Source organism: Micromonospora sp. NPDC049171, assembly GCF_040648275.1.
In the GTDB taxonomy this organism is placed as follows: Bacteria; Actinomycetota; Actinomycetes; order Mycobacteriales; family Micromonosporaceae; genus Micromonospora.
On the sequence record NZ_JBEZDJ010000015.1, the window covers coordinates 55,934 to 80,497 of the forward strand.

Consider the following 24,564-nt stretch of genomic DNA (forward strand, 5'->3'; position numbering starts at 1 on the left):
GGGGAACGGACCTCAGCGCCGCTCCTCCAGCTGCTTGCACGTCACACACTGGGTGGCCGACGGGAAGGCGGCGAGGCGCTCGACCGGGATCGGGTTGCCGCACCGCTCGCACCAGCCGTAACCACCCTCGTCGAGACGCTCCAGAGCGCGCTCGACCTGTGTGGTTCGTTCCAGGATGCTGTTGGCGAGAGAGATCTCCTGCTCCCGCTCGAGCGTCTTGGTGCCCGTGTCGGCCTGGTCGTCCCCGGCCGAGTCGGTCAGCCGATCGCGCTGCAGCTCGGTGATCTCACTCAGCGTCTGATCGTACTCGGCGCGAAGCTCGTCCCGCCGCGCCGCCAGCGCCGCCCGGATCTTCTCGGTCTCCGCCGTGCTGCGGGTGGCCTTCGCCACCGGCTTGCGCCCGGCGGTCCTGGTGTCGGCTGGCTTCGCCATGGGTCGCTCCCTCGGCCGGGGAGCCGCGTGTCCGCGGCGCCTGGTCAGGGGCGCCGACCACGGCGTCCCCTAAAATTGGACGAAAAGGGGCACACGGCAACGATGGCCGCGTACTCCGGAGGTTGGCAAGAATACGGAACGTACAGGCGTCCGACAACGTGCCGCACCGTCGCACCGCTCAACTACCCCTAGCCCTGCCTAACTAGGGCAAAGGGAACGCTAGCAGGTCAACCGACCGCCTCATCCCCGTACTCGCCAAACCATCGGGCCAGGCGACCCCGCCGGCTGACCGCCCGCAGCCGCCGTTCGGCGGCGTCGCGCACCCCTGCGGTCGCCACGATCAGCAGACTGTCGCCGGTCTTCAGCCGGGTGCCCGGCGTGGGCACGAAACCCACCCCGTCGCGCAGCACCAGGGTGACCGACGCGCCCAGCGGAAGCCGCAACTCGTCGACGTGCACGCCCGCCAACCGCGAACCCGGCGGCACCTCCAACTGCAGCAGGTCCGCCCGCATCCGCTCCAGTGGCGCGGTCTCCAGGTGGATCTCGGTGGCCTCGGCCGGCGCGGTCACCCGCAACCGGCGGGCGAACGGCCCGAGTGTCCCGGTCTGCACCAGCGTGAAGATCACCACCAGCACGAAGACCACGTCGAAGAGGCGTTCCGCCCCGGGCACCCGCTCGGAGAGCGGAATGGTGGCCAACACGATCGGCACCGCCCCGCGCAGCCCCGCCCAGGACAGGAACGCCTGTTCGCGGAGGTCGACCCGGAACGGCAGCGCCGAGACGGCCACCGACAGCGGGCGGGCCAACAGCACCAGGGCCAGCCCCGCGACCACCGCGGGCAACACCGCCGCGTCCAGCCGGCCCGGCGAGGCCAGCAGCCCGAGCAGCACGAACAACCCGATCTGGGCGAGCCACGCCAGCCCGTCGGCGAAGCCGAGGATCGCCTGCCGATGGGACAACCGGGCGTTGCCCAGCAGCACCCCGGCCACGTAGACGGCGAGGAACCCGGAGGCGTGCAACACCGCCCCCGCGGCGTACGCCAGCACGGTGATGCCCACCGCGGCGATCGGATAGAGCCCGGCCGAGGGCAGCGCGGCCCGGCGCAGCGCCCAGGTGCCGGCGACGCCCGCACCCAGCCCCACCGCCGCGCCGACGCCCAACTCGTAACAGACCAGCCCGACCTCGTACCACCACGGGTGCGACCAGCCCTGGTGCGACAGCAGCACCACCAGCAGCACCACCGGGGCGTCGTTCATGCCCGACTCGGCCTCCAGGGTCGCCACCAGCCGGGGTGGCAGCCGCAGCCGGCGCAGGGTGGCGAACACGGCCGCCGCGTCGGTGGACGAGAGCACCGCGCCGTAGAGCAGCGCCAACCGCCAGTCCAGCCCCAGCAACAGGTGCACGGCGACGCCAACCACCACGATGCTCACGACCACGCCGAGTGTGGAGAGGGCGGACGCCAGCCCGAGCACCGGGCGCAGCGTGGTCCACCGGGCGGTCAGGCCACCCTCCGCGATGATCACGATCAGTGCGCAGAAGCCGAGGGTACGGGTCAACTCGACGTCGTCGAAGCGGATGCCCAGCCCGCTCTCGCCGATCGCGACGCCCAGCGCCAGGTAGACCAGCAGGCTGGGCACACCCAGCCGGGTGGAGAGGCGCACCGCGCCGACGGCCACCAGCAGCACCGCCGCACCCAGCAGCAGCGCGATATCAAACTCGGGCGTCACGGCTGCCCGGCCTGGACGTTCCTCACTCGGCGGATCCGTCGCGCAGTCGGCGCAGCACCTCGGGAAGCTCGGGGCTGGGCCGATCGACGAGGAAGAGCTTGTCCCGACTGGCCGCGCCGGCGCGCAGGGTGACCGCGGCCCGTCGCACGCCCAGGGCAGCCGCCAGGGCCCGCCGGGCCGCCTCGGTCGCCCGACCGTCGACGGCCGGATCGTGTACCGCGATCACGAGGGCGGGACCGTGCGGGCCATCGAAGCGGCCGCCCACCCGGTCGGCGGAGGCGGCGGGCTTCACCCGTACCGCCACGGTGAGCGTGTCCTGTGCGGGCACCGGCACCGCTTCAGATCGGCCGGACGTCGGCAAGCAGGGCGGTGGCCGGCGCGCAGGAGGCGCACGGGGTGAAGCCGAGCTCGGCGGCCTCGGCGACCGGCAGCGTCTCGGGCACCCAGCCCACCAGATGTGGGCAGCTGTCGAGGTGGTAGCGGGGGTGGCCGTCCACCACCTGGACGGCGTCGGACAGTCGTGCCACCCGGGCCGCCTCGGCGGGGGTGACCAACTGCTCGGCCGGCTCGTCGGCGGCCGGGGCGCCGTGGCCCAACTCGTCGTCGGTCGACGTCGCCACCGACGACGCCGGGCTGACCGGCCTGGCCGCGGGGGGCACGTCGTCGGCCGACGTCCCGAGCGGCGCCCCCGCGTCGTACGGGGACGCAGCGTCGACCCGTGGGTCGAACGGAGACGCAGCGTCGACCCGTGGGTCGAGGCTCGGCGCATCGTCGGCGGGTGCGGTGTGGTCGACCGGCGGCGCGGGTGGTTGCCGCCACCCGGTGCCGCCGGTCCCCACCGTCGTGGGCACGTGCTGGACCGGCACCTCCGGCTCGACCAACGGCGGCCCGTACGCGACACCCGGGCTGGCCTGGCTGGCCGTGCGGGGTGCGTCGGGGTGCCGCCGGTCGGGCCGGCCGGGATCCGCCGTGGCGCGGTTGGCGGCTGCCTGGCGGGCGCCCACCACCAATGCCACGGCGGCCAGCAGACTGGCCGCGATAGAGATGATCAACAGAACACTGGAGCCACCGGCCAGGCCGAGCACCAGGAGCACCACCGCGACGAGGATGAGCAGGAGACTTGCGACAATCACGGCTCACCCCCGCCGCGTCGTACCGTCCAGACAGGGCCGGCGACCGTCACCATGTGCGGTTAGCGATCGCCGGCCGGCGCTCAGCGTCCGGCTTCGAGGGCGCCGGAACGCCCGCCGCCGCCGTACGAACCGGCGAGACCCGCAGCGGCCAGCCCGTTGCCGCCGGCGACCCGGCCTGCCTCGGAGCGGGTCATCTCGGCCTCCAGGCCCTGGCCACGACCGTCGAGGTCGCGCAGCTGGCTCTCCAGGTACGCCTTGAGCCGCGTGCGGTACTCACGCTCGAACTGCTTGAGCTCCTCGATGTGCTTCTGCAGGGCCGTGCGCTTGGCGTCCAGGCCGCCCATGGCCTCCTGGTGCCGCTGGCGGGCGTCCCGCTCCAGGGCGTCGGCCTTCGCGCGCGCCTCGCGGGTCACCTCCTCGGCCTTGCCACGGGCCTCGGACAGCAGCTGGTCGGCCTCGCGGCGCGCGTCGGACACGTGGTCGTCGGCGGTGCGCTGGGCCATCATCAGCACGCGCAGGGCCTGCTGCTCACCGTCACCGGTGACGCCGCCGGCCGGGCCGCCGGTCGCGCGGACCTGCTCCAGCTCGGCCTGCATCGCGCGGGCGGCCTGCTCGGCTGCCGACTTGTCGCGCTGCACCCGGTCCAGTTGGGCCTTGACGTCGTTGAGCTCCGCCGCCAGTCGGGCGTCGCCGCCGGGGCCGGCGGGGGCGCCGCCACGGCCGCCGCGCTCCACCTGGGCGCGCAGCTCGTTGTTTTCCTCGATGAGACGGGCGAGCTCGCGCTCGACCTCGTCCAGGAAGGCGTCGACCTCCTCCTCGTCATACCCCCGCTTGCCGATCGGCGGCTTTTTGAAGGCGACGTTGTGGACGTCGGCCGGGGTCAGCGGCATCGAAACTCCTCGGGTCAGTTGCGGCCGCGAAAGCGCGTCGGTCATCAGGCAGTTGCCGTGATCGACGGCCCTAACACGAACTCCATCAGCACGAACAGGATAACCAGGAGCACAAGGGAGGCCAGGTCGATGCTCACGGTACCAATTCGCAGCGGAGGGATCACACGCCTCAACGCGTTGAGAGGGGGATCAGTGACGCTCCACACGGATTCCAATCCTGCCGATGCGCCACGCCCCGGTTGCCAGCGACGGCCGTACTGCAGGACGGCGCTCAACACGAACCGGGACAGAAGAAGAAGCAGGAAGACATAAAGGATCAGGTACAGCACTTGCAGTAAGATCGACAACACGGTCAGCGACGTCCCTCGGGTCGGGCGGGGGTCAACTCAAACTGAAAAAGCCGCCCTCAGCGATCTTGGCCTTGTCCTCAGCGGTGACCTGGACGTTAGCCGGTGAGAGCAGGAACACCCGATTGGTCACGCGCTCGATCGTACCGCGCAGGCCGAACGCCAGACCGGCCGCGAAGTCAACCAGACGGCGGGCGTCGGCCTCATCCATTTCGGTGAGATTGATGATCACCGGGACGCCGTCGCGGAAGTGCTCACCGATGGTGCGCGCCTCCCGGTAGGTGGTCGGGTGCAGCGTGGTGATCTGGTAGCGCTGCTCCTCCTCGGGAAGGGCCCGCTCCCGCGACGCGACCTGCGGCGCCAGGGCCAGGTTGTCGCGGGTGTGGTACGACAAGGCGCCGGAGGTCTCGCCCGCCGACGACCGGGTGATCGACCGCACGCTGGACCGCTCGGCCCGCTCCGCGCGCTCGCCGTCACCACGCTCGGACTCGCTCAACCGCCCGCTCGTCCGCTCGGAGAGTCGACCCCGCTCAGTGGCACGCGGCCGGGGAGCCGGCGGCTCCTCGGTGTCGTCCTCGTCCTCGTCGGCGAACTCCTCGGCGTACCGGCTCTGCCGGTACCGCGAGTCGCGGTAGCCACCCTTGTCGTAACCACCGTCGTCGTAGGCCCGCTCGTCGTCTTCTTCGACCAGACCGAGCCAGACCCCCGCCTTGCGCAGTGCACCCATCCCGCGCCCTTCCGTCCGCCGTGCGGCACGCGCCCCCGTGCCATGTCGCCCGTCGCGAGTGGACAACCATGCCCATCGGACCGGAACCGCAATCCCCCCAGCACGCGATTCGCGTCGCGCGCCCGACCCCGACCAGGAGCGCCGCTCCCCTGAAACAACACTGATGTAATTTGCATGTCTCGCGGTCAGGCTACCGCAGCGTGGGACGCATTCCGAGCAACGCGCTACCGACGCGTACATGTGTCGCGCCGTATCGGATCGCGATGTCGAAATCCCCGCTCATCCCCGCGGACAGCCCGGTGGCTCCCGGATGGACCGTCCGAAAGGCGACGGCCACCTCGGCGAGTCGGGCGAAGGCGCGTTCCGGCTCCCACCCCAGCGGAGCCACCGCCATCAGACCGACCAGACGCAGACCCGGCGCGTCGGCGATCGCCTCGGCCACCGGCTCCAGCCCGGCGCCCGGATCGGCCGAGCCGGGCAGCGCACCGCCCCGGGCCGCGTCGCCGTCGATGCTCACCTGGACCATGGCGTCCAGTGGCACCTCCCGGTCGACTGTCGCGGCCGCCAACGCCCGGGCCAGCCGAACGCTGTCCACCGAGTGCACCGCGTCGGCGTAGCGGACCACCGAGCGGGCCTTGTTGCGCTGCAACTGGCCGATGAAATGCCAGCGGGGGCGTACCCCGGCAGCGGCCACCTCGGCGGCCTTACCGGCCGCCTCCTGGTCGCGGTTCTCCCCCACGTCGGTCACCCCGAGCCCGGCCAGCGCCACCACGTCGCTGGCCGGGTAGGTCTTCGTCACGGCGATCATCGTGACCTCGGCGCGGTCCCGACCGGCCTGCGCGCAGGCGTCGGCGATACGGGACCGGATCTGGGCCAGGCCGGCCGCCAGTTCGGCGTGCCGGTCCGGTCGTACCGTGGCTGAGCTGTCGGTCATCGGCGGTGCTCAGGACCCGTTCTTGAGGAAGTCGGGCACGTCCACGTCGTCGAAGAGCACGCGGCGCGGCGACTGGGCCGGTGCCGGGTTGCTGACCGGTGCCGGCACCGGGGTGCTCTGCGGCGCCGGCTGGTTGGTGTTGGTCTTGCGGGTCGGCTCGGCCGCCTTGTACGCCGGAGTGCCGCCGTCGAAGCCCGCCGCGATGACCGTCACCCGCACCTCGTCGCCGAGCGCGTCGTCGATGACCGCGCCGAAGATGATGTTGGCGTCCGGGTGGGCCGCGTCGGTGACCAGTTGGGCGGCGTCGTTGATTTCGAACAGGCCCAGGTCGGAGCCGCCGGCGATGGAGAGCAGCACACCCCGCGCGCCGTCCATGCTCTGCTCCAGCAGCGGGCTGGAGATGGCCGCCTCGGCCGCCTCGACCGCGCGGTTCTCCCCGCGCGCGCTGCCGATGCCCATCAACGCGCTGCCGGCGCCGCTCATCACGCTCTTGACGTCGGCGAAGTCCAGGTTGATCAGACCCGGGGTGGTGATCAGGTCGGTGATGCCCTGCACACCGGAGAGCAGCACCTGGTCCGCCGTGCGGAACGCGTCCATCATGCTGATGTTGCGGTCACCCAGGGCCAGCAGCCGGTCGTTCGGGATCACGATGAGCGTGTCGCACTGGTTGCGCAGCTCGTCTATTCCCGTCTCGGCCTGCACCTGGCGGCGCTTGCCCTCGAAGGAGAACGGCCGGGTCACCACGCCGATGGTCAGCGCGCCGAGCTTGCGGGCGATGTTGGCGACCACGGGCGCGCCACCGGTGCCGGTGCCGCCGCCCTCACCGCAGGTCACGAAGACCATGTCGGCGCCCTTGAGCACCTCCTCGATCTCGTCGCGGTGGTCCTCGGCGGCGTTCTTGCCGACGTCGGGGTTGGCCCCGGCCCCCAGGCCACGGGTCAACTCCCGGCCGACGTCGAGCTTGACGTCGGCGTCACTCATCAGCAGCGCCTGGGCATCGGTGTTGATCGCGATGAACTCGACGCCCTTGAGCCCAACCTCGATCATCCGGTTGACGGCGTTGACGCCGCCTCCCCCGATGCCGACGACCTTGATGACCGCCAGGTAGTTGTGCGGAGGTGTCATCTCCGGTCCTTTCCTTCGAGATTGGCTTCGGCCGACCGGGTACGGCGTGGCCAGACCAGCGGCCGACGACAGCTGTCACCAGCGAGAGTCAGGGGTGAACCCTCACCCTCTACTAGAGGCTTACAGTTATGTCAACCACTGAACCTCTTCGGGGCAACGTAAGCGCCACCGCGCGATGAGCCAAGGACCCGGCCGGCGTGTCGCCGACCCGAGCGCGACGGCTCACCCTCCACGGCGCTCCCCGGTCAGCGAAAGGTCACCACGTCGGGCGCGCTCACGTCGATCCGCGCGGCGTCCTCGTGCAACAGGGCGGTGGCCACCCGGGCCTTGTCCGTGCCCCGCGTCGCGTCCCCCCAGACAACCGTCCGGTCCCCCTTCAACCGCAGGCTGATCCGGGCTAGCCCCTCCACCCGGACGTCCACCAACTCGGCGCGCAGCTGCGGAGTCAGCGCGGTGAGGACGTCCAGCGCGGCCCGGGTGCCCGGGTCGTCGGCGGCCGGGCGGGTCACCGTCACCTGCGGCAGCTCGGCGGGGCGTCGGTCCACCGTCCGGAACGCCACCCCGCTGCGGTCGATCAGGGCGAACGCCTCCCCCTGCGGCACCGCCGCCACCGGGGTCCGCTCGGTCACCCGCACCACGAGCGTGTCGGGCCAGTCCCGGGAGACCGTGGCCCGCTCCACCGCCGGCAGCGCGCCGACCCGGCGGGCGGCGGCAGCCAGATCCACCCGGGCCAGCGGCACCCCGTCCGGCACGGCGACCGCGTCGTGCACCTGCACCGGGGTGACCAGGTCGGCACCCTCCACCCGCACGTCCCGGACCCCGAACAGCCCGGTGCCGAGCACCGTCCAGGCGACCAGCCCGGCCAGCGCGAGCACCCCGGCGGCCACCGCCCACGGCAGCGCCGCACGCATGCGACGCTGCCGCGCACGGGCCATGAACCGACGGGTCGAGGGCGGCACCGCGTCGCGGCCCGCCCGGACCAGCTGCCACCGCCGCGCCGGACCACGGCGCGGGGCGCCACCGTCGGCGGCGCGGGTCCGCCCTCGGGCCGGGCCGGGACTCATCCGGCCAGGGGCGCCGCGCCGCCGGGTGCGGCGGTGCCACCGAGAGCCGCTCCGTCGCCGCCGGCCGTGGCCCCGCCGGGCACCGGATCGCCGATCGCCGGGGACGTGGCCACCGGGTCGACGGTCGCGGTCGGTGTGGGACCGGCCGCACGGTCACCCAGGGCGGCCAGCAACTCGTCGCCCATCAGCGAGATCGGCGGGGCGCCCATGGTGACCACCACGTCCCCCGAGCGGGCCCGGCGGGCCACCTCGATCGGTGCCTGCTCCCAGGACTCCACGAAGACCTTGCGGTCGGCGGGCAACGCCACCGCCGCGATCAGCGCCGCCGAGCCCTCGCCGGGCTGGCGCAACTCGCCCGGCCCGAAGACCTCCAGCAGCACCACCTCGTCGGCGAGGGCCAGCGCATCGGCGATCTCCGCCTGGTTGTCGCGGGTGCGGTACAGCCGGTACGGCTGGAAGACGACGATCAGCCGGCCGTCCCCGGCGACCTCGCGCAGCGTCTGCATCGCGAGGGTCATCGAGGTCGGGTGGTAGGCGTACTCGTCGTAGACCAGCACGCCGTCCGCGAGACCCTTGCGCTCGAAGCGCCGTCGCACGCCGGGGAAGACCGCCAGCGCGGCCTCCGCCGCCTCCAGGGGCAGCTTCAGCAGGTACGCGGTCAGCACCGCGGCGGCGCTGTTCAGCCCCATGTGCCGCCCCGGCACCGGCAGCCGGAACTCGCCAAGCGACCGCCCGTCGATCGCGGCCAGGTAGCGCACCCCACGTGCGGAGGAGACGACGTCGGTCAACCGCAGGTCGGCGTCGGCGGCCTCGCCGTAGGTGAACACCCGCCGCCCCTCGGCGCGCAGGCTCTCGGCCAGCCGTCGACCACCCGGGTCGTCGGCGCAGGTGATGATGAACCCGTCCGGGTCGGTGAGGCGGGCGAACTCCACGAACGCCGCCTCAAGCGTCGCGTAGTCGCCGTAGGTGTTGAGGTGGTCGGCCTCGACGTTGGTGATGATCGAGACGTACGGGCGGTAGATGAGGAACGAGCGGTCGCTCTCGTCCGCCTCGACCACGAAGTGCTCGCCGGTGCCGTGGTGGGCACCCGAGCCGACCTCGGAGATCTCCCCGCCGATCACGAAGGACGGGTCCACACCGGCCTGCTGGAGCACCATCGTCACCATCGAGGTGGTGGTGGTCTTGCCGTGCGTGCCGGCGACCGCCACCGCCCGGCGGCCGGTCATCGCCGCGGCCAGGGCCTCCGAGCGGTGCAGCACCCGCAGACCGCGCCGACGTGCCTCGACCAGCTCCAGGTGGTCCTGCGGAATGGCCGACGAGTAGACGACGGTGTCCACGCCGTCGAGGTTCGTCGTCTCGTGGCTCAGGTGGATGGTGCCGCCGAGCGCCCGCAGGCCCGCCAGCGAGGGCCACTCCCGCAGGTCGCTGCCGGAAACCCGGATGCCGCGGGTGAGCAGCAGTCGGGCCACGCCGAGCATGCCCACCCCACCCACGCCGATCAGGTGCACGGCGCCCAGGTCCTCGGCGGTGAGCGTGCCGGCCGGGGTGAACTGGGCGGTCACCGGGCCACCGCCTCGATGACGAAGGACCGCAGGGCCTCGTCGCCGTCGCGCCGCCCGTACGCCGCCGCCGCCGCGCCCATCGCGTACAACCGCTGGGGGTCGCGGATGAGGGGGATGACGGTGCGCTCCAACCAGTCCGGTGTGAGCTCCGCGTCGTCGACGAGCAGCCCGCCGCCGGCCTCCACCACGGGCAGCGCGTTGCGCCGCTGCTCCTGGTTGCTGTGCGGGTACGGCACGTAGATGGTGGGCTGCCCGATGGCGGCCACCTCGGCGACGGTCATCGCCCCACCCCGGGCCAGCATCAGGTCGGCGGCGGCGTAGCCCAGCTCCATCTCGGACAGGTAGGGCAACGTCACGTACGGCACCGGCAGGTCGGTGGGGATCGGCACCGGCTCGTTGCGGGCGCCCATCACGTGCAGCACCTGCACGCCGTTGCGGGCCAACTCCTTGGCCGCCCCGGAGACCGCCAGGTTGATCGAGCGGGCGCCCGACGAGCCGCCGGAGACGAAGAGCACCGGCAGGTCCGGGCGGAGCCCGAAGTGGGCGCGGGCGGCGTTGCGCAGCGCGTACCGGTCCAACCCCGCGATGCTGCGGCGCAGCGGCACCCCGACGATCGTGGCGTCGCGCAGCGACTCGGCCTGGCTCGGCTGGTGCGGAAAACCGACGGCGATGTTCTTGGTGAACTTCATGCCCAGCCGGTTGGCCACACCCGGCGGCACGTTCACCTCGTGGATCACCATGGGCAGCTCCCGGCGCCACGCGGCGAGGTAGGCCGGCACCGAGACGTACCCACCGAAGCCGACGACCACGTCGGCCTTCACCTCGTCGATCACCTTGCCCGCGGCGCGCGCCGCGGTCCACATCCGCCCCGGGGTACGGACCAGGTTCATGTTGACCGACCGGGGCAGCTGGTACGCGGGGATCTGCCGCAGGTCGTAGCCCTGCGGCGGGATCAGGTCGTTCTCCATGCCCTTGGGTGTGCCGAGGCAGGTGATCCGGACGCCCGGGTCGTGTCGGCGCAGGCAGTCGGCGAAGGCGAGCAACGGGTAGATGTGCCCCCCGGTGCCACCTCCCGCGAGCACCACCGAACGCAGCGGACCCATCAGCGTCTCCTCTCGCTCGCCGTACCCCCGCGGCTGCGGTCCTGGCGGACCCCGCGCGGCGCGGCCTGGTCGTCGTGGCGCCGCTCGCGGGACCGGGGCACGGACCCTCGGCCAGCCGGCGGCGGCGTCGCCGGTCGGCGGCGCCGGCCGGGAAGCGGCGGCAACGGGGCCCAGAGTAGTCGGACCCACCGGGCCGGCGGACGGGCATGCAGTGCTCTGGCCGCATCGGGTTCGGCACGGGCGAAGGATGCCAGCATGCCGATCGCGGCCAACGTCACGACCAGGGCACTTCCACCGTCGGAGATGAACGGCAACGGCAGGCCGGTGATCGGCAGCAGCCCGACCACCCCACCGATGTTGATCACGGCCTGGCTGACCAGCCAGGTGGTCACGGCGGCGGCGGCGAGCCGGCGGAACGGGTCGTCGACCCGGCGGGCGATCCGCAACCCGGTGTACGCGAGGACCGCGAACAGGCTGAGGATGACGACACACCCGATCACGCCCAACTCCTCGGCGATGATCGCGAAGATGAAGTCGTTGTGCGCCTCGGGCAGCCAGTCCCACTTCAGGCTGCCCTTGCCCAGCCCGACACCGAACCAGCCACCGTGCTCGATGGCCAGCCGCCCCTGGTAGAACTGGAGGCAGTCGTTGAGTTTGCAGGTCTCCGGGTCCGGCGGGTTGAAGAACATGTCCAGCCGGGCGAGGCGGTAGTTGTCCGCGCCGCGCTCGCCGGAGCCGGCGCCCAGCGAGGCCACCGCGACGAGCAGGCCGACGCCGAGCAGACCGACCACCGTCAGGGCGCCGAAGACCCGCATCCGCACGCCGGCGGCCCAGAGCAGGCCGACCACCAGGGCCAGCAGGCAGAGCATGGTGCCCGTGTCGTTGTAGCCGACCAGGACGAAGAGCAGGCCCAGCACCGGGAAGAGCGGGGTGGCCAACTCCCGCCACCAGCCGAGCGCCGCCCCCTTACGGGCGATGACATGCGAACCCCACAGCACCAGCGCGAACTTGGCCAGCTCGGAGGGCTGCACCTGGATCCCGCCGATGAACAGCCAGTTCAGCGTTGCCTCGACCGGCCCGAACACGACCGTATCCTGACGGGTGAGCCGGCCGTAGGCCACCAGCAGGTTGAGCACCAGCAGCAGCGCGATCGAGGTGAACAGCAGCGGCCGGCCCAGCGACCGGTAGGTGCTGGCGGGCAGGCGCTGGCAGGCCCAGAACGCCCCGATGCCCAGCACCGCGAAGATGGCCTGCTTGGTCACCGACGCCGAGGCGTTGCCGTCCTCGGCGAAGTCCTTCACGCTGGTCGCCGAGAAGACCATGGTCAGCCCGATCAGCAGCAGCAGGCCGGCGCTGGACAACAGCAGGTAGTAGGAGGCCAGCGGCCGGTCCAGCAGGCCACGCAGCGCGGCGAGCCCGCCGGCCGCGTCCAGCCCGCGCAGCGGCACGGGCGGTTCCGGCTCACGCGACGCCGTGCCGGGCTCCGGCTCACGCGATGTCGCACCTGGCCTCGGCGCACGCGAGGCCGGGCCGGGCTTGGGACCGGGCCGGTCGTCCGGGCCGCGCGGCGGCATGGTGCCCGCCGAGCCCGATGGCCGCCTCGGCCGGTCAGCTGTCCTGTCGTCGGTGCCTGGTTCCTCCCCCACCCCGACATCATCTCCGCTAGCCACGCCGGGCGAGCCCACAACGAAACCCCCGGCGTGTCGAACCGCCAAGATCCGCACAACGTCGGGACGTTGCGCGGATCTTGGGAGGGTGGGGGTGGGCGGTGCGGATCAGGTCATGTTCGCCAGGAACTCGCTGTAGAACAGGCCCAGGGCGATGGCCACCCCGATGCCGGCGATGATCCAGAAGCGCACCACGATGTTGACCTCGCTCCAGCCGGCCAGCTCGAAGTGGTGCTGGAGGGGCGACATCCGGAACACCCGTTTACCTGTGGTCTTGAAGGAGATGATCTGGATCACCACGGACATCGTGATGATCACGAAGAGCCCACCGATGATCGGCAGCAGCAGGATGGTGCGCGTCGACATCGCCATGCCGGCGATCAGACCACCCAGCCCCAACGCCCCGGTGTCGCCCATGAAGATCCGCGCCGGCGACGTGTTCCACCAGAGGAAGCCCACGCAGGCCCCGGCGGCGGCCCCGGCGATCAGCGCGATCTCCAACGGGTCGCGGACCTCGTAGCAGTACGGCTGGGTGTAGTTCGGGTCGGCGCACCAGTGCCGGTACTGCCAGAACGCGATGAGCGCGTACGAGGCGAGCACCATCACCGACGCGCCGGTGGCCAGGCCGTCCAGACCGTCGGTGAGGTTCACGCCGTTCGTCGCGGCCATCACCACGAAGATGAAGATGATCACCGCGCCGACCTTGCTGACCTCCAGGGCGTCGATGTCCCGGATGAAGCTCAGCGTCGTGCTGCCCACCGTCTCGGTGTTGGTCGCCACGCCCGACCCGTTGGTCATCGTGCTCGGGAACCACAGCGCGATCACCCCGAAGACCGCACCGACCAGGATCTGGCCGAGCAGCTTGCCGCGCTTGTTCAGACCGGCGCTGTTGCGCTTGCGCACCTTGAGGAAGTCGTCGAGGAAACCCACCGCGCCGGAGAAGACCATCAGCCCCAGCAGCACCAGCGCGGTGATGGTCGGCTCCACCTGGGCGATCTGCTGGTCCGGCAGGGTGGTCAGGGCGAGGTGCCCGGCCACGTACGCGATCACCGTGGCCAGGATGAAGACCACGCCACCCATCGTGGGCGTGCCCTTCTTGCCCTGGTGCATGGCCGGGCCGTCGGACCGGATCGGCTGACCGGCCTTGAGCCGGGTGAACACCTTGATCGCGATGGGGGTGCAGAACAGCGAGACGATGAAGGCCACCCCGATGGCGACGATGACCGCCCTCATCGGGTCGGCTCCCCGCCGGTGTCGGCGCGCAGGGCGTCGGCCACCTCCCAGGTCCGGTACCGGGAGCCCTTGACCAGGACGACGTCACCCGGTCGTAGTTCGCCCCGCAGCACCTCGACGGCCGCCGCCTGATCGGTGAGCAGCACCGACTCTCCTCCCCAGTTCGCTACCGCTGTCGCGCCTTCGTGGATCGGCGCGGCCGGCTCGCCCACCACGAGCAGCCGGTCGACACCCAGCTCGGCCGCGAGTCGGCCGACCTCGGCGTGGCCGTCGTACTCGAACGGACCCAGCTCGGCCATGTAACCAAGCACCGCGACGGTACGCCGTCCCTGGCCGATGCTGGCCAGCGCCCGCACCGCCACCGCCATCGAGGCCGGGTTGGCGTTGTACGAGTCGTCGATGACTGTCACCCCGTCGGGGCGGTCGAAGACGTCCATCCGGCGGGTCGAGATCAACGTCAACTCGCCGAGGGCCGGCGCCAGCTCGGCCAGCGGCAGGCCCAACTCCCGGGCCACCGCCGCCGCGGCGAGGGTGTTGCCGACCTGGTGCCGCCCGGTCAGCCCGAGCCGCACCGGCGCGCGCCCCTCCGGGGTGACCAGGGTGTACGACGCACGCCCCCGCTCGTCGAGCGTGACGTCCTCGGCGCGCACGTCGGCGTCCGGCGCCTCGCCGTAGCGGACCACGCGGGCCCGCGTCCGGCTCGCCATCGCGTCCACCCGTGGGTCGTCGGCGTTCAGCACGGCCAGCCCGTCCGGTGGCAGCGCCTCGACCAGCTCGCCCTTGGCCTGCGCGATGGCCTCCTGCGAGCCGAACTCGCCGATGTGCGACGTGCCGACGTTGAGCACCACGGAGATCCGGGGCGGCACCAGCTCACACAGGTAACGGACGTGCCCGATCCCGCGCGCGCCCTTCTCCATCACCAGGTAACGGGTGCCCGGCCCGGCCCGCAACGCGGTGTACGGGTGCCCCAGCTCGTTGTTGAACGACCCGGGTGGCGCCACCGTGGCCCCGAGCCGGGTGGTGAGCTGACCGATCAGGTCCTTCGTGGTGGTCTTGCCCGACGAGCCGGTCACGCCGACCACCGTCAACCCGGGCAGCCGGTCCACCACGGCGCGAGCCAGCCGGCCCATCGCGGTCAGGGCGTCGTCGACGAGCACCATCGGCACCCCGGGCACCTCGCGGCTGCCGAGCACCGCCACCGCGCCGGCCTGGACCGCCGTCGTCGCGTAGTCGTGCCCGTCGACCTTCTCCCCCGGGAAGGCCACGAAGAGCGAACCGGGCCCCACCTTGCGCGAGTCGAACTCCACCGAACCGGTGACGGTGGCGGTCGGGTCGGCGCCCACCAGCCGCCCGTCGACGGCCGCGGCCACGTCGGCCAGGCTCAGCGCGATCACCGCTGACCCGCCAGGTTCCCGAAGCGGGCCCGCAGTGCGTCGGCCAGCTCCGTGTTGTCGTCGAACGGAAGCACCTCGCCCGCCACCTCTTGGCCTCGTTCGTGCCCCTTGCCGAGCAGCGCGATCACGTCGCCCGGCTCGGCCAGCCGAACCGCCTCGTCGATCGCCGCGCGCCGGCCGGACACTTCGATGATCCGGGCGGCCGTGCCGGCCCGGTACGCCCCGGCGAGCACCTCGGCGCGGATCTCCGCCGGGTCCTCGGTACGGGGGTTGTCGTCGGTCACCAGCACCACGTCGGCTCCCTGCGCGGCGGCGGCACCCATCACCGGCCGCTTGCCCCGGTCCCGGTCGCCGCCGGCGCCGATCACACAGATCAACCGGCCGACGCTCAGCTCGCGCAGCGCGGCCAGCGCGGCCACGATCGCGTCCGACTTGTGCGCGTAGTCGACCACCCCGCGCACCGGCCCGACACTGTCGACCAGCTCCAACCGGCCCGGCACCCCACCGCAGGCGGCCACGCCGGTCGCCGCGGTCGCCGGGTCCACTCCGGCGCCCACCAGGGCGGCGATGGCCAACAGCGCGTTGGCCACGTTGTGCCGGCCGGGCAGCGCCACCCCGGCGGGCAGGACCACGCCGTCCGGGCCGTGCGCGGTGAACCGCTGGGCGTACCCCTCGCCGCCCACGCCGTCGGCCCACCAGGTCGCGCCCTGGTCACCGGCCGCCGAGTAGGTGACCGTGGTCGGCTTGTGCAGTGGCAGCAACGCCGGGTCGTCGTGGTTGAGCACCTCGACCGCACAGCGCCCGTCGAAGAGCTGGGCCTTCGCGGCGAAGTAGTCGTCGCTGTCGGCGTGGAAGTCCAGGTGGTCGGAGCCGAAGTTGGTGTAGCCCCCGACGGCGAACCGGACACCGCCCACCCGGCCCATGGCCAGCGCGTGGCTGGAGACCTCCATGACCACGGCGGTGACCCCGCGTTCGCGGGCGGTGGCCAGCATGGCGTGCAGGTCGGTCGCCTCGGGGGTTGTGCGCACGCTGTCGATCACCAGGTCACCGAGCCGGGTCTCCACGGTGCCGATCAGCCCGGTGGTGTGCCCGGCGGCCCGCAGCCCCGACTCGACCAGGTACGCGGTGGAGGTCTTTCCGGCGGTGCCGGTCACGCCGATCACGGTGAGCGCGGCGGTCGGGTCGCCGTAGACCGCCGAGGCCAGCTCGCCGAGCACCGCGCGGGGGTCGGGCACCACCAGGGCGGGCAGACCGCTCGCCGCCGCCAGCTCGGCGCCGGCCGGGTCGGTCAACAGGGCCACCGCGCCGGCCTCGGCGGCGCCGGCGGCGAACTCCGCGCCGTGCCGGCGCGCACCCGGCAGCGCCGCGTACAGGTCGCCGGGGCGGACCTCCTGGCTGGCGTGGGTGGCCCCGGTGACGGTCACCGCGGCGGCGTCCGCCGGGAGGTCGACGGCGAGCCGGACGGCGAGGTCACCGAGCCGGACTCCGGTCACGGTACGTGGACGTGGATTGCCAGGCACGGCGTCAGACCCTACCCGGTCGTCCGGTTCCGGCCGTACAGCCGCCCCGGTGGTTCGTCGGCACCCACCGATGATGTCCCGCCGCCGCTGCTCAGCGCGGATAGACCACGAACTTGGGTGCCGAACCACCGGTGGACGGCGGCACGCGATAGTGACGCAGGGTGAACTGCATCATGTCGCGAAACGCCGGATTGGCGATCGCCGCGCCCCCACCGTCGGGCGCGTACACGAAGACCGCGATCACGTACCGGGGGTTCTCGGCGGGAGCCATGCCGATGAAGGAGGACACCTCGCCGCGCTGCTTCTTGCCGTCCACCAACCGCCAGCCGGTGCCGGTCTTGCCGGCGACCCGGTAGCCGGGGACCGCGGCGGTGGTCCCGGTGGCCTGGTCGACCGTGGTGACCGCCTCCAGCATGGTGCGCAGGGCTGCCGCGTTCTGCGGGCTGAGCACCGACCGGGTCACCGGCGCCGGCGCGGGGGTGCGCTTGCCGTCCGGGCCGATCACCTCCTTGACCAGGTGCGGCTGCACGTAGGTGCCGTTGTTGGCGATGGCGGCGTACGCGGCGGTCATCTGTAGCGGGGTGGCGTCGACGCTGTGCCCGATCGGCACCGACCCGTACGACGACCCGCTCCACTCCTCGGCCGGCAGCAGTCGCCCGGTGGCCTCCCCCGGCATTCCCTCGCCGGTGGGCCGACCCAGCCCGAACCGCTTCTGGTAGTCGATCAGGCGGTCCCGGCCGAGTTTGTCGGCGACCGTGATGGCGCCGACGTTCGACGAGTAGGCGAGCATCCCCGGGATGCTCATCCGTTTGCCGTTGGCCGGGTGCGTGTCGGAGAACCAGGTGTCGCCCATCTTGATGCTGTTGGCGATGGGCAGCGTGGTGTCCGGCGTGATCACCCCCTCCTGGAGGGCCGCGCCGTAGGTGATCGCCTTGTGGATCGAGCCGGGATCGACGATGAAGCTGGTCGCCGCGTCCTCCCGCTCGACCGGGTCGCTGTCCGCCGGCTTCGCCGCGCTGTAGGTGGGATCGCTGGCCTGGGCCAGCACCGCGCCGGAGGGGATTTCCATGATCACGGCCGCGCCGGTGCCACCGCGCTGCTTGGCCATGCCCTCGCTGAGGATCTGCTGCGTCCGGAACTGCAGGTCGCCGTCGATGGTGAGGGCTAGCGAACTGCCCGGCTTGGCGGGAGTGGTCTGGCTGTAGCCACCCGGAATCGGCGCACCGAGGCCGGCCTCGTACCGCCGCTGGCCGTCCTGCCCGGCGAGCACGTCGTCGTAGCGGGCCTCCAGCCCTTCCAGCCCGACCATGTCCTGACTGGTGAAGCCGATCAGGTTCGCCGCCAGGTCACCACCGGGCACCTCGCGGCGCTCGTCGCGGTGCACCCCGATGCCGCGTAGCTCCAGCGCCTGCACCCGCTTGGCGGTCGGGATCTCCACCCCCCGGGCCAGGTAGGTGAATTTGGAGAGGTTGCCGTTCTCCAGCTTGCGCGGCTTCATCAGCTCGACGAGCTTCGACGCCGGGATGCTGAGCAGCGGGGAGAGCGCCTTGGCGGCGGCGGCCGGGTCCTGCACCTCGGTCGGGTCGGCGAACACGTACCGTGCCTCGACGCTGCGGGCCAGCGGGGCGCCGGTGCTGTCGTAGATCGCGCCCCGCGGCGCCGGCAGTATGACCTTGATGGTGCGGTCGGCGACGCCGCCACCGGCGTATGCCGGGGCGTCGACCGCCTGGAGGAAGATCAGCCGGATTCCGATGGTCACGAACAACGTCAGGGCCAGCGCGGTGCCCAGCCGCAGCCGCAGCCGCGAGTCGGCCAGCTTCGGCGGACGCGGTGGCTTGCGCGACGGCCGCCGGGCCGCCGGGCGGTCGGCGCGGCGTGGCGCGCGCGGAGTGGTCCGTCGGCGCGGCGGCGGCTCGTCGACACCCGGACCACGCGGGGTACGCGGCGCGACGGTGCGCACCACGCCGCCGCGTCCGGCGGCGGGGGCGTCACGTCGGCCGGCCCGGGCGGCGGCCCGGCCACCGTCGAGCACCTGCAACGCCGGCCGGAACGGGTCGCCGGAGCGGGTGTTGCGCGGGGTACGCCGTTGTTCGGCGCCCACACCGCGCGGCGGCGTGCCGCGCTCGTCGCGGACGGTGCGGCCCCGTGGCGTGTACGCGCGGGCCCCGGAGATGCCCCCGATGCCCGGCTCAGCGGTGCGCGGCTCGGCGTCGGTGGGGGTGGCGTCACGCGAAGAACCGCGCCGGGTCCCCGTGGGGTCCCGGCGCGGCTCGTCCGACCGTCGTGGCACGGGTCAGCCTCCCGCACCCTGGCTGGTCACCGACGGCTTGCCGCTCGCCGGCTGCGGCACGCCGATGGTCTTGCCGTCCGGCAGCCGGATGTAGCCCGGCTCACCGGCGTCCACCAGGCCCAGCCGCCGCGCCTCGGCGATCAGGTTGCCCGGTGCCTCGGACTCGGCGATCTGCTTGTCCAGCTGCTGCTTCTCCAGGTCCAGTCGAGCCTGCTGCTGCTGCAGCCGCTCCAACCGGAACGCGTTCTCATTGATCTTGGTGTTGACCGCCAGGATGCCCAGCACCCCGCCGACCACCAGCACCACGATCAGCGCCGCGAACGGCGCACGCGGCACCGAGATCGGCGGTGGCGGCGCCACCCGCAGCCGAGGCGGCCGGGCGCCTGTGGCGTTGCCGGCCTTCTCGACCGGCCGCAGTGCGGCGGTGCCCTGGGTGGGGAACTCGCGCGCCCCCCGGGCGCGAGTCTCCCCCTGCTGGTTCACTCGATCGATGCGTGGCGTACCGTTTCCGAGGCGCGGAGCCCGCTCCGCCGCGGTCCGGCCCCCCGACCGCGGTGCGCGCTGCCCGCCGCCGGTGACGTCCCGGCGGTCGCGCTTGTCAATGCTCATGTCCCTCCCCCTCAACGTCCGTCCCTCTGCCGTCCCGGCGCCCCTGACCCCCCACGGATCAGGCGGACCCCGTGCCCGGTTGGTGCATTCCCTTCACCCGTCGGCGAGACCGTTCGCGGTCGGTCCGCCCAAGCTCTGTCACGTTCGGGTCGAGCCTTTCCGCGGCCCGCAGCCGCACCGAGGCGGCCCGCGGGTTCGCGGCGACCTCCGCCTCCGTGGGCAGTTCGGCGCCCCGGCTGAGCAGCCGGAACGTCGGACCGGACCCGGGAAGCTCGACCGGGAGGTCGACCGGGCCCTTACTGCGGACCCGGTCCGCGAGCGCCACCTTGGTGAGCCTGTCCTCCAACGAGTGGTAGGACAGGACCACCATGCGACCGCCCACGGTCAGTGCGTCGAGTGCGGATGGCAGCGCTGACTCCAGCGCCGCCAGCTCTCTGTTTACCTCGATCCGTAAAGCCTGAAACGTTCTCTTTGCCGGGTGCCCGCCCGTTCGTCGGGCTGGTGCCGGAATGGACTCCCGGACCAGCTCCGCCAACCGCGCGGACGAGGTGATCCGGCCGCGTTCCCGCTCCCGCAGGATCGCCGAGGCGATCCGGCCGGCGAACTTCTCCTCGCCGTAGACCCGCAGCACCCGGGCCAGGTCCGGATGCGCATAGGTGTTGACCACCTCTTCGGCGGTCACCCCCCGGGTCTGGTCCATCCGCATGTCCAGTGGCGCGTCCTGGGCGTACGCGAACCCGCGGTCGGGCGCGTCCAACTGCAGCGACGAGACACCCAGGTCGAACAGGATGCCGTCGATGCCCGGATAGCCCAGCCGGTCCAACACGTCGGGCAGCTCGTCGTAGACGGCGTGCTCCAGGTGCACCCGATCGGCGAACCGGGCCAACCGGACCCGCGCGTGAGCGAGGGCCTCGGTGTCCCGGTCGAGCCCGATCAGGACCGTCTCCGGGTGCGCCTTGAGCACCGCCTCGGCATGCCCGGCCAGACCGAGCGTCGCGTCGACATGAACCGTCCGGCCGCCTCGACTCAGCGCGGGGGCCAGCAGCTCAAGACACCGCTCGAGCAGCACCGGCACGTGCGTGCCGCGCAACTCCCCCATGATGACCCCCACTGGTTGAAACGTCCGTTCTTCTCGTGCGCCTGTCGTCGGACGGCGCTGCCGTCGTACCGCCAGATCCCCATCCGCTCCCGCCGGACACCGGACCGTCGCCCGATGACTGGATCGTGCGCCTGGCACCGGGGAAGGGGTGCCAGGAACTCGAAAGCGGCTGGAGATCTCGCAGTACGTCGGGGCGCCGTTCCGCCCTACAGACCGCCGGGCAGCACCCCCTCCGAGATGTCGGCGAAGTCGTCTTCGCTCTCGGCGAGGTAGGTCTCCCAGGCGGCCCTGTCCCAGATCTCCACCCGGGTGCTCGCGCCGATCACCACCAACTCGCGTTCCAGCGCGGCGTACGCCCGCAGGTGGGCCGGAATGGTCACCCGCCCCTGCTTGTCCGGAACCTCGTCGTGCGCGCTGGCGAAGAAGACCCGGCTGTAGGCCCGGGCCGCCTTGTGTGTCATCGGCTGCGCGCGCAACTGGTCGGCGATCCGCTGGAACTCAGGGGTCGGGAAGACGTAGAGGCAGCGCTCCTGCCCTTTGGTGACCACGACACCCCCCGCCAGCTCATCCCGAAACTTGGCCGGAAGGATCAACCGGCCCTTTTCGTCCAGGCGTGGAGTGTGGGTGCCGAGAAACACCGGCCCTACCCCCTCGCCCCTGAGCGGCGTTCGCGGCGCCGCTGACCCCCCGGGCCGGTGAGCCCTCCCGGCCTCACCATTGGTCCCCACTCTACTCCACTTCCCTCCACCTGCAACCAGATTCGCCCGCGTGGCGTGTCCAACCCGAGGGCAAAACAGCACGTCAAGAGGGGTGGAGCGGAGTGGAGGGCCCCGGCGGCCCACCGGCGTGGTCCGCTTTCCGACATAGATCGACTCCGTCCGGTGGACGCCCTCTTAGCCGCCCGCGCAGCCACCACGGCCGAACGGTTCACCGTCGGCGGCGATCTGGTGGGGCGGGCGGTCCGGTAACCTCGCTCGCGTGACGGACGCGAAAATGCCCCTACGGGCCAAGGTGGCCAGCTCCGTGTCACGGACCGCCGCGGCGCTCTCCCGGGCGGCCGGCCGTGGCGACGGTTCGGTGATCGGCGGGTGGATCGGCCTGAAGATCGACCCGGACCTGCTGGCCCACCTGTCGGCCGGGCGTGCGATCGCGCTCGTCTCCGGCACCAACGGCAAGACCACCACCACCCGGTTGACCTCCGCCGCGGTCGGCGTGCTCGGCCGGGTCGCCACCAACTCGTTCGGCGCCAACATGCCCAGTGGGCACACCTCGGCGCTGGCCAAGGCCGGCAGCACCCCGTACGCGGTGCTCGAGGTGGACGAGCACTACCTCGCCCAGGTGCTGGAGGCGACCGAGCCGCACGTGGTCGCGCTGCTCAACCTCTCCCGCGACCAGCTCGACCGCGCCAAGGAGGTCGCCATGATGGCGCAGCTCTGGCGCGCGGCGCTGGTCCGGCACACCAACGTCCGGGTGGTGGCCAACGCCGACGACCCGCTGGTGGTCTGGGCGGCCACCCCGCCGGGTGACCCCGCCCGCGGCATCAACCCGCCGCACGTGACCTGGTTCAGTGCCGGCCAGCGCTGGCACGACGACTCCTGGGTCTGCCCGGAGTGCGGCTCCACCATCCAGCGCTCCGGCGAGCAGTGGTGGTGCACGGGCTGCCCGCTGCGCCGACCGGAGCCGCACTGGGTCGTCGAGGACGAGGGGGTGCTCGACCCCACCGGCGCCTGGCACAAGGTCTCCCTGCAACTGCCCGGCAAGGTCAACCTCGGCAACGCGGCGACCGCGCTGGCGGTGGCCGCCGAGTTCGGCGTCCGCCCGGTCGACGCGGTGTCCCGCCTCGGCATCGTCACCTCGGTGGCCGGCCGCTACGCGCAGGTCGACAAGGACGGGCGCAACATCCGGCTGCTGCTGGCGAAGAACCCGGCCAGTTGGCTGGAGGCGTTCGACATGGCCGACAACGCCCCGACCCTGCTCTCCATCAACGCGCGCGACCCCGACGGCCTCGACACCTCCTGGCTCTACGACGTCGACTTCGCCCCGCTGCGTGGCCGGCAGGTGTTGATCACCGGTGACCGGGCATACGACCTGGCGGTCCGCCTGGACGTCAACGACGTGCCGTTCCAGCACGTCCGCACGTTCGACGACGCACTCCGGTCGGTCCCGCCCGGGCGGCTGGAGGTCATCGCGAACTACACCGCGTTCCAGGACATCCGAGCGGAGTTGGACCGTGTCATCTGAGAGCCTGCGCATCGTCTGGATCTACCCCGACCTGTTGTCCACCTACGGCGACCGGGGCAACGCCTTGATCCTCGCCCGCCGGGCCCGCCAGCGCGGGATGCCCGTCGAGGTGCTGGAGGTCCGCTCCGACCAGCGACTGCCCGCGACCGCCGACATCTACCTGGTCGGCGGCGGCGAGGACGGCCCACAGGCACTGGGCGCGCAGCGCCTGATCGCCGACGGCGGTCTGCACCGGGCGGTCGCCCAGGGTTCAGTGGTGTTCGGCGTCTGCGCCGGCTACCAACTGCTCGGCACCTCGTTCTTCGCCAAGGGCGTGCAGTGCCGTGGCCTGGAGCTGCTCGACCTGCAGTCCGACCGGGGCGAGAGCCGGGCCGTGGGCGAGCTGTCCGGTGAGATCGACCCCCGGCTGGGCCTGCCCCCGCTCACCGGTTTCGAGAACCACGGCGGTCGCACCCACCTGGGCCCCGAGGTCTCCCCGCTGGCCCGGGTCACCGCCGGGGTGGGCAACGACGGCGCCACCGAGGGCGCGTGGCGCGGCAAGCTGCTCGGCACCTACTCGCACGGTCCGGCGCTGGCCCGCAACCCGGCCCTGGCCGACCTGCTGCTGCGCTGGGCCACCGGGGCACACCAGCTTCCGCCGCTGGACGACACCTGGCCCGACCGGCTGCGCAACGAGCGCCGCTCTGCGGTGGCCGCCGCCCGGGCATGATCCGTGCCGTCCGTCGGCTGCTGCGGCAGCCGTCGGCCGCCCGGTTCGCCCTGCTCGTGCTGCTGATCGGCGGCTGCGGGCTGCTGCTGCTCCTGGCGCCCCGACCGGATCCGAAGCAGCTGCCGCTGCTGGCCGACCGGCTGGGCGACCTCGCCCCGGTGGCGGCGATCCTCGGCGGCGCGCTGCTGCTTGTCGCCCTGGTCCCCCGGACCTTCGTCACGCTCGCCGCGGGCGCGATCTTCGGCCCCCTGGAGGGCGCCGCGTACGCCCTGGGTGCCGCACTGGTGGCCGCGGCGATCGGGTTCACGGTCGGCCGGTTGCTCGGCCGGGAGTTCGTGGCCGAACGGGTCCGTGGCCGCCTGGCCCGCCTCGACGGCTGGTTCGCCCGGCAGAGCGTGGTCGGTGTGGTCACCGTCCGGCTGCTGCCGATCGCCGGCTTCGGGCTGGTCAGCTACGGCTACGGCACGACCGGCGCCCGGGTGCTGCCGTTCCTGGCCGGCAGCGTGATCGCCTCCGCGCCGACCGCCTTCGGCTACGCGGCGATCGGCGCGTCGGTCAGCTCACCCGGGCACATCAACTGGTACGCCGCGGCACCCGCCAGCCTCGGCCTGATCGCCAGCGTGGTGCTCATCCACCAGTGGTGGCGCGCCGAGCGCCGGCGCCGTCGCCTGCCGGTCTGACCGTACCCGCCCCGCCCGCCCACCGCGACGAGCCGGGCCTGGCTGCACACCCACCGCGGACCGGGCAGGGCGAGCGGG

21 protein-coding genes and 3 pseudogenes are annotated in these 24,564 nt (G+C 72.5%); 3 read left to right on the forward strand and 21 right to left on the reverse strand.

The genetic code is table 11. The features are described from left to right. Positions 1-12: 12 nt before the first annotated feature. From AB0B14_RS19835 to mraZ, 21 genes and pseudogenes are all read right to left on the reverse strand, one after another. Positions 13-432 (reverse strand): TraR/DksA C4-type zinc finger protein, encoded by a 420-nt coding sequence (locus tag AB0B14_RS19835; RefSeq protein ID WP_357069561.1) that lies wholly within the window; start codon positions 430-432, stop codon positions 13-15. 227 nt (positions 433-659) lie between these two features. Next, positions 660-2,159 carry a potassium/proton antiporter gene (locus AB0B14_RS19840; protein WP_357069559.1) on the reverse strand — a complete coding sequence of 500 codons (1,500 nt, stop codon included), beginning with the start codon at positions 2,157-2,159 and terminating at the stop codon, positions 660-662. 22 nt (positions 2,160-2,181) lie between these two features. After that, positions 2,182-2,487, reverse strand: a complete 306-nt coding sequence (locus AB0B14_RS19845) for a DUF167 domain-containing protein (RefSeq protein WP_357069557.1) — start codon at positions 2,485-2,487, stop codon at positions 2,182-2,184. Positions 2,488-2,497: 10 nt separating this feature from the next. Next, positions 2,498-2,743, reverse strand: a pseudogene (locus AB0B14_RS19850) (hypothetical protein); the annotation flags it as partial. A 150-nt stretch (positions 2,744-2,893) separates the two neighbouring features. Continuing rightward, positions 2,894-3,292 (reverse strand): annotated as a pseudogene (locus tag AB0B14_RS19855) (hypothetical protein); the annotation flags it as partial. A gap of 80 nt (positions 3,293-3,372) precedes the next feature. Next, positions 3,373-4,182: a DivIVA domain-containing protein gene (locus AB0B14_RS19860; RefSeq protein ID WP_124820047.1), complete on the reverse strand. Its 810-nt coding sequence runs from the start codon at positions 4,180-4,182 to the stop codon at positions 3,373-3,375. A 44-nt stretch (positions 4,183-4,226) separates the two neighbouring features. Next, complete coding sequence (locus tag AB0B14_RS19865) at positions 4,227-4,532, reverse strand: YggT family protein (protein ID WP_357069555.1); 306 nt, start codon at positions 4,530-4,532, stop codon at positions 4,227-4,229. A 31-nt stretch (positions 4,533-4,563) separates the two neighbouring features. After that, positions 4,564-5,256, reverse strand: a complete 693-nt coding sequence (locus AB0B14_RS19870) for a cell division protein SepF (protein ID WP_357523438.1) — start codon at positions 5,254-5,256, stop codon at positions 4,564-4,566. A 190-nt stretch (positions 5,257-5,446) separates the two neighbouring features. Then, on the reverse strand, positions 5,447-6,190 hold the full coding sequence (locus tag AB0B14_RS19875; protein WP_357523440.1) for a YggS family pyridoxal phosphate-dependent enzyme: 744 nt from the start codon (positions 6,188-6,190) through the stop codon (positions 5,447-5,449). A 9-nt stretch (positions 6,191-6,199) separates the two neighbouring features. Continuing rightward, on the reverse strand, positions 6,200-7,315 hold the full coding sequence (ftsZ, locus tag AB0B14_RS19880; RefSeq protein ID WP_357069549.1) for a cell division protein FtsZ: 1,116 nt from the start codon (positions 7,313-7,315) through the stop codon (positions 6,200-6,202). Positions 7,316-7,560: 245 nt separating this feature from the next. Continuing rightward, the gene (locus tag AB0B14_RS19885; RefSeq protein WP_357069547.1) at positions 7,561-8,379 is read right to left on the reverse strand and encodes an FtsQ-type POTRA domain-containing protein; all 819 of its coding nucleotides are present in this window, start codon (positions 8,377-8,379) and stop codon (positions 7,561-7,563) included. Continuing rightward, positions 8,376-9,941 (reverse strand): UDP-N-acetylmuramate--L-alanine ligase, encoded by a 1,566-nt coding sequence (murC, locus tag AB0B14_RS19890; protein WP_357523442.1) that lies wholly within the window; start codon positions 9,939-9,941, stop codon positions 8,376-8,378. The genes AB0B14_RS19885 and murC overlap by 4 nt, the downstream gene beginning before the upstream one ends. After that, complete coding sequence (gene murG / locus AB0B14_RS19895) at positions 9,938-11,044, reverse strand: undecaprenyldiphospho-muramoylpentapeptide beta-N-acetylglucosaminyltransferase (protein ID WP_357069543.1); 1,107 nt, start codon at positions 11,042-11,044, stop codon at positions 9,938-9,940. Before murG ends, murC begins: the two co-directional genes overlap by 4 nt. Continuing rightward, a complete protein-coding gene (locus AB0B14_RS19900) occupies positions 11,044-12,492 on the reverse strand; it encodes a putative peptidoglycan glycosyltransferase FtsW (RefSeq protein WP_357069541.1) in 1,449 nt (482 codons plus the stop codon). Before AB0B14_RS19900 ends, murG begins: the two co-directional genes overlap by 1 nt. Positions 12,493-12,819: 327 nt before the next feature. After that, positions 12,820-13,944, reverse strand: a complete 1,125-nt coding sequence (gene mraY / locus AB0B14_RS19905; RefSeq protein WP_357069539.1) for a phospho-N-acetylmuramoyl-pentapeptide-transferase — start codon at positions 13,942-13,944, stop codon at positions 12,820-12,822. After that, positions 13,941-15,338, reverse strand: a complete 1,398-nt coding sequence (murF, locus tag AB0B14_RS19910; protein WP_357523444.1) for a UDP-N-acetylmuramoyl-tripeptide--D-alanyl-D-alanine ligase — start codon at positions 15,336-15,338, stop codon at positions 13,941-13,943. The genes mraY and murF overlap by 4 nt, the downstream gene beginning before the upstream one ends. After that, entirely contained in the window at positions 15,335-16,858 is a 1,524-nt protein-coding gene (locus AB0B14_RS19915; RefSeq protein WP_357069535.1) for a UDP-N-acetylmuramoyl-L-alanyl-D-glutamate--2,6-diaminopimelate ligase, read from the reverse strand. The genes murF and AB0B14_RS19915 overlap by 4 nt, the downstream gene beginning before the upstream one ends. A 91-nt stretch (positions 16,859-16,949) precedes the next feature. Then, a complete protein-coding gene (locus AB0B14_RS19920; RefSeq protein WP_357523446.1) occupies positions 16,950-19,148 on the reverse strand; it encodes a penicillin-binding protein 2 in 2,199 nt (732 codons plus the stop codon). Positions 19,149-19,151: 3 nt separating this feature from the next. After that, positions 19,152-19,757, reverse strand: a complete 606-nt coding sequence (locus tag AB0B14_RS19925; protein WP_357069531.1) for a hypothetical protein — start codon at positions 19,755-19,757, stop codon at positions 19,152-19,154. Further along, a pseudogene (gene rsmH / locus AB0B14_RS19930) lies at positions 19,747-20,856 on the reverse strand (16S rRNA (cytosine(1402)-N(4))-methyltransferase RsmH). Before rsmH ends, AB0B14_RS19925 begins: the two are co-directional and overlap by 11 nt. A 206-nt stretch (positions 20,857-21,062) precedes the next feature. Then, positions 21,063-21,494, reverse strand: coding sequence for a division/cell wall cluster transcriptional repressor MraZ (mraZ, locus tag AB0B14_RS19935; RefSeq protein ID WP_357069529.1), 432 nt, complete (start codon positions 21,492-21,494; stop codon positions 21,063-21,065). A gap of 355 nt (positions 21,495-21,849) precedes the next feature. Here mraZ and AB0B14_RS19940 point away from each other — a divergent pair, with 355 nt between their 5' ends. From AB0B14_RS19940 to AB0B14_RS19950, 3 genes are read left to right on the forward strand one after another with little or no spacing between them, the layout of a single operon-like run. Then, positions 21,850-23,097 (forward strand): MurT ligase domain-containing protein, encoded by a 1,248-nt coding sequence (locus AB0B14_RS19940; RefSeq protein ID WP_355007801.1) that lies wholly within the window; start codon positions 21,850-21,852, stop codon positions 23,095-23,097. Next, positions 23,087-23,806, forward strand: a complete 720-nt coding sequence (locus tag AB0B14_RS19945) for a glutamine amidotransferase (protein WP_357069527.1) — start codon at positions 23,087-23,089, stop codon at positions 23,804-23,806. The genes AB0B14_RS19940 and AB0B14_RS19945 overlap by 11 nt, the downstream gene beginning before the upstream one ends. After that, the gene (locus AB0B14_RS19950; protein ID WP_357523448.1) at positions 23,803-24,486 is read left to right on the forward strand and encodes a VTT domain-containing protein; all 684 of its coding nucleotides are present in this window, start codon (positions 23,803-23,805) and stop codon (positions 24,484-24,486) included. The genes AB0B14_RS19945 and AB0B14_RS19950 overlap by 4 nt, the downstream gene beginning before the upstream one ends. Positions 24,487-24,564 lie beyond the last annotated feature (78 nt).

Coding starts and splice junctions, on each gene's coding strand:
- AB0B14_RS19835 (WP_357069561.1), bottom strand. CDS start 432: ATGGCGAAGCCAGCCGACACCAGGACCGCCGGGCGCAAGCCGGTGGCG.
- AB0B14_RS19860 (WP_124820047.1), bottom strand. CDS start 4,182: ATGCCGCTGACCCCGGCCGACGTCCACAACGTCGCCTTCAAAAAGCCG.
- AB0B14_RS19870 (WP_357523438.1), bottom strand. CDS start 5,256: ATGGGTGCACTGCGCAAGGCGGGGGTCTGGCTCGGTCTGGTCGAAGAA.
- AB0B14_RS19875 (WP_357523440.1), bottom strand. CDS start 6,190: ATGACCGACAGCTCAGCCACGGTACGACCGGACCGGCACGCCGAACTG.
- ftsZ (WP_357069549.1), bottom strand. CDS start 7,315: ATGACACCTCCGCACAACTACCTGGCGGTCATCAAGGTCGTCGGCATC.
- AB0B14_RS19885 (WP_357069547.1), bottom strand. CDS start 8,379: ATGAGTCCCGGCCCGGCCCGAGGGCGGACCCGCGCCGCCGACGGTGGC.
- murG (WP_357069543.1), bottom strand. CDS start 11,044: ATGGGTCCGCTGCGTTCGGTGGTGCTCGCGGGAGGTGGCACCGGGGGG.
- mraY (WP_357069539.1), bottom strand. CDS start 13,944: ATGAGGGCGGTCATCGTCGCCATCGGGGTGGCCTTCATCGTCTCGCTG.
- AB0B14_RS19925 (WP_357069531.1), bottom strand. CDS start 19,757: ATGAGCATTGACAAGCGCGACCGCCGGGACGTCACCGGCGGCGGGCAG.
- AB0B14_RS19940 (WP_355007801.1), top strand. CDS start 21,850: ATGCCCCTACGGGCCAAGGTGGCCAGCTCCGTGTCACGGACCGCCGCG.
- AB0B14_RS19950 (WP_357523448.1), top strand. CDS start 23,803: ATGATCCGTGCCGTCCGTCGGCTGCTGCGGCAGCCGTCGGCCGCCCGG.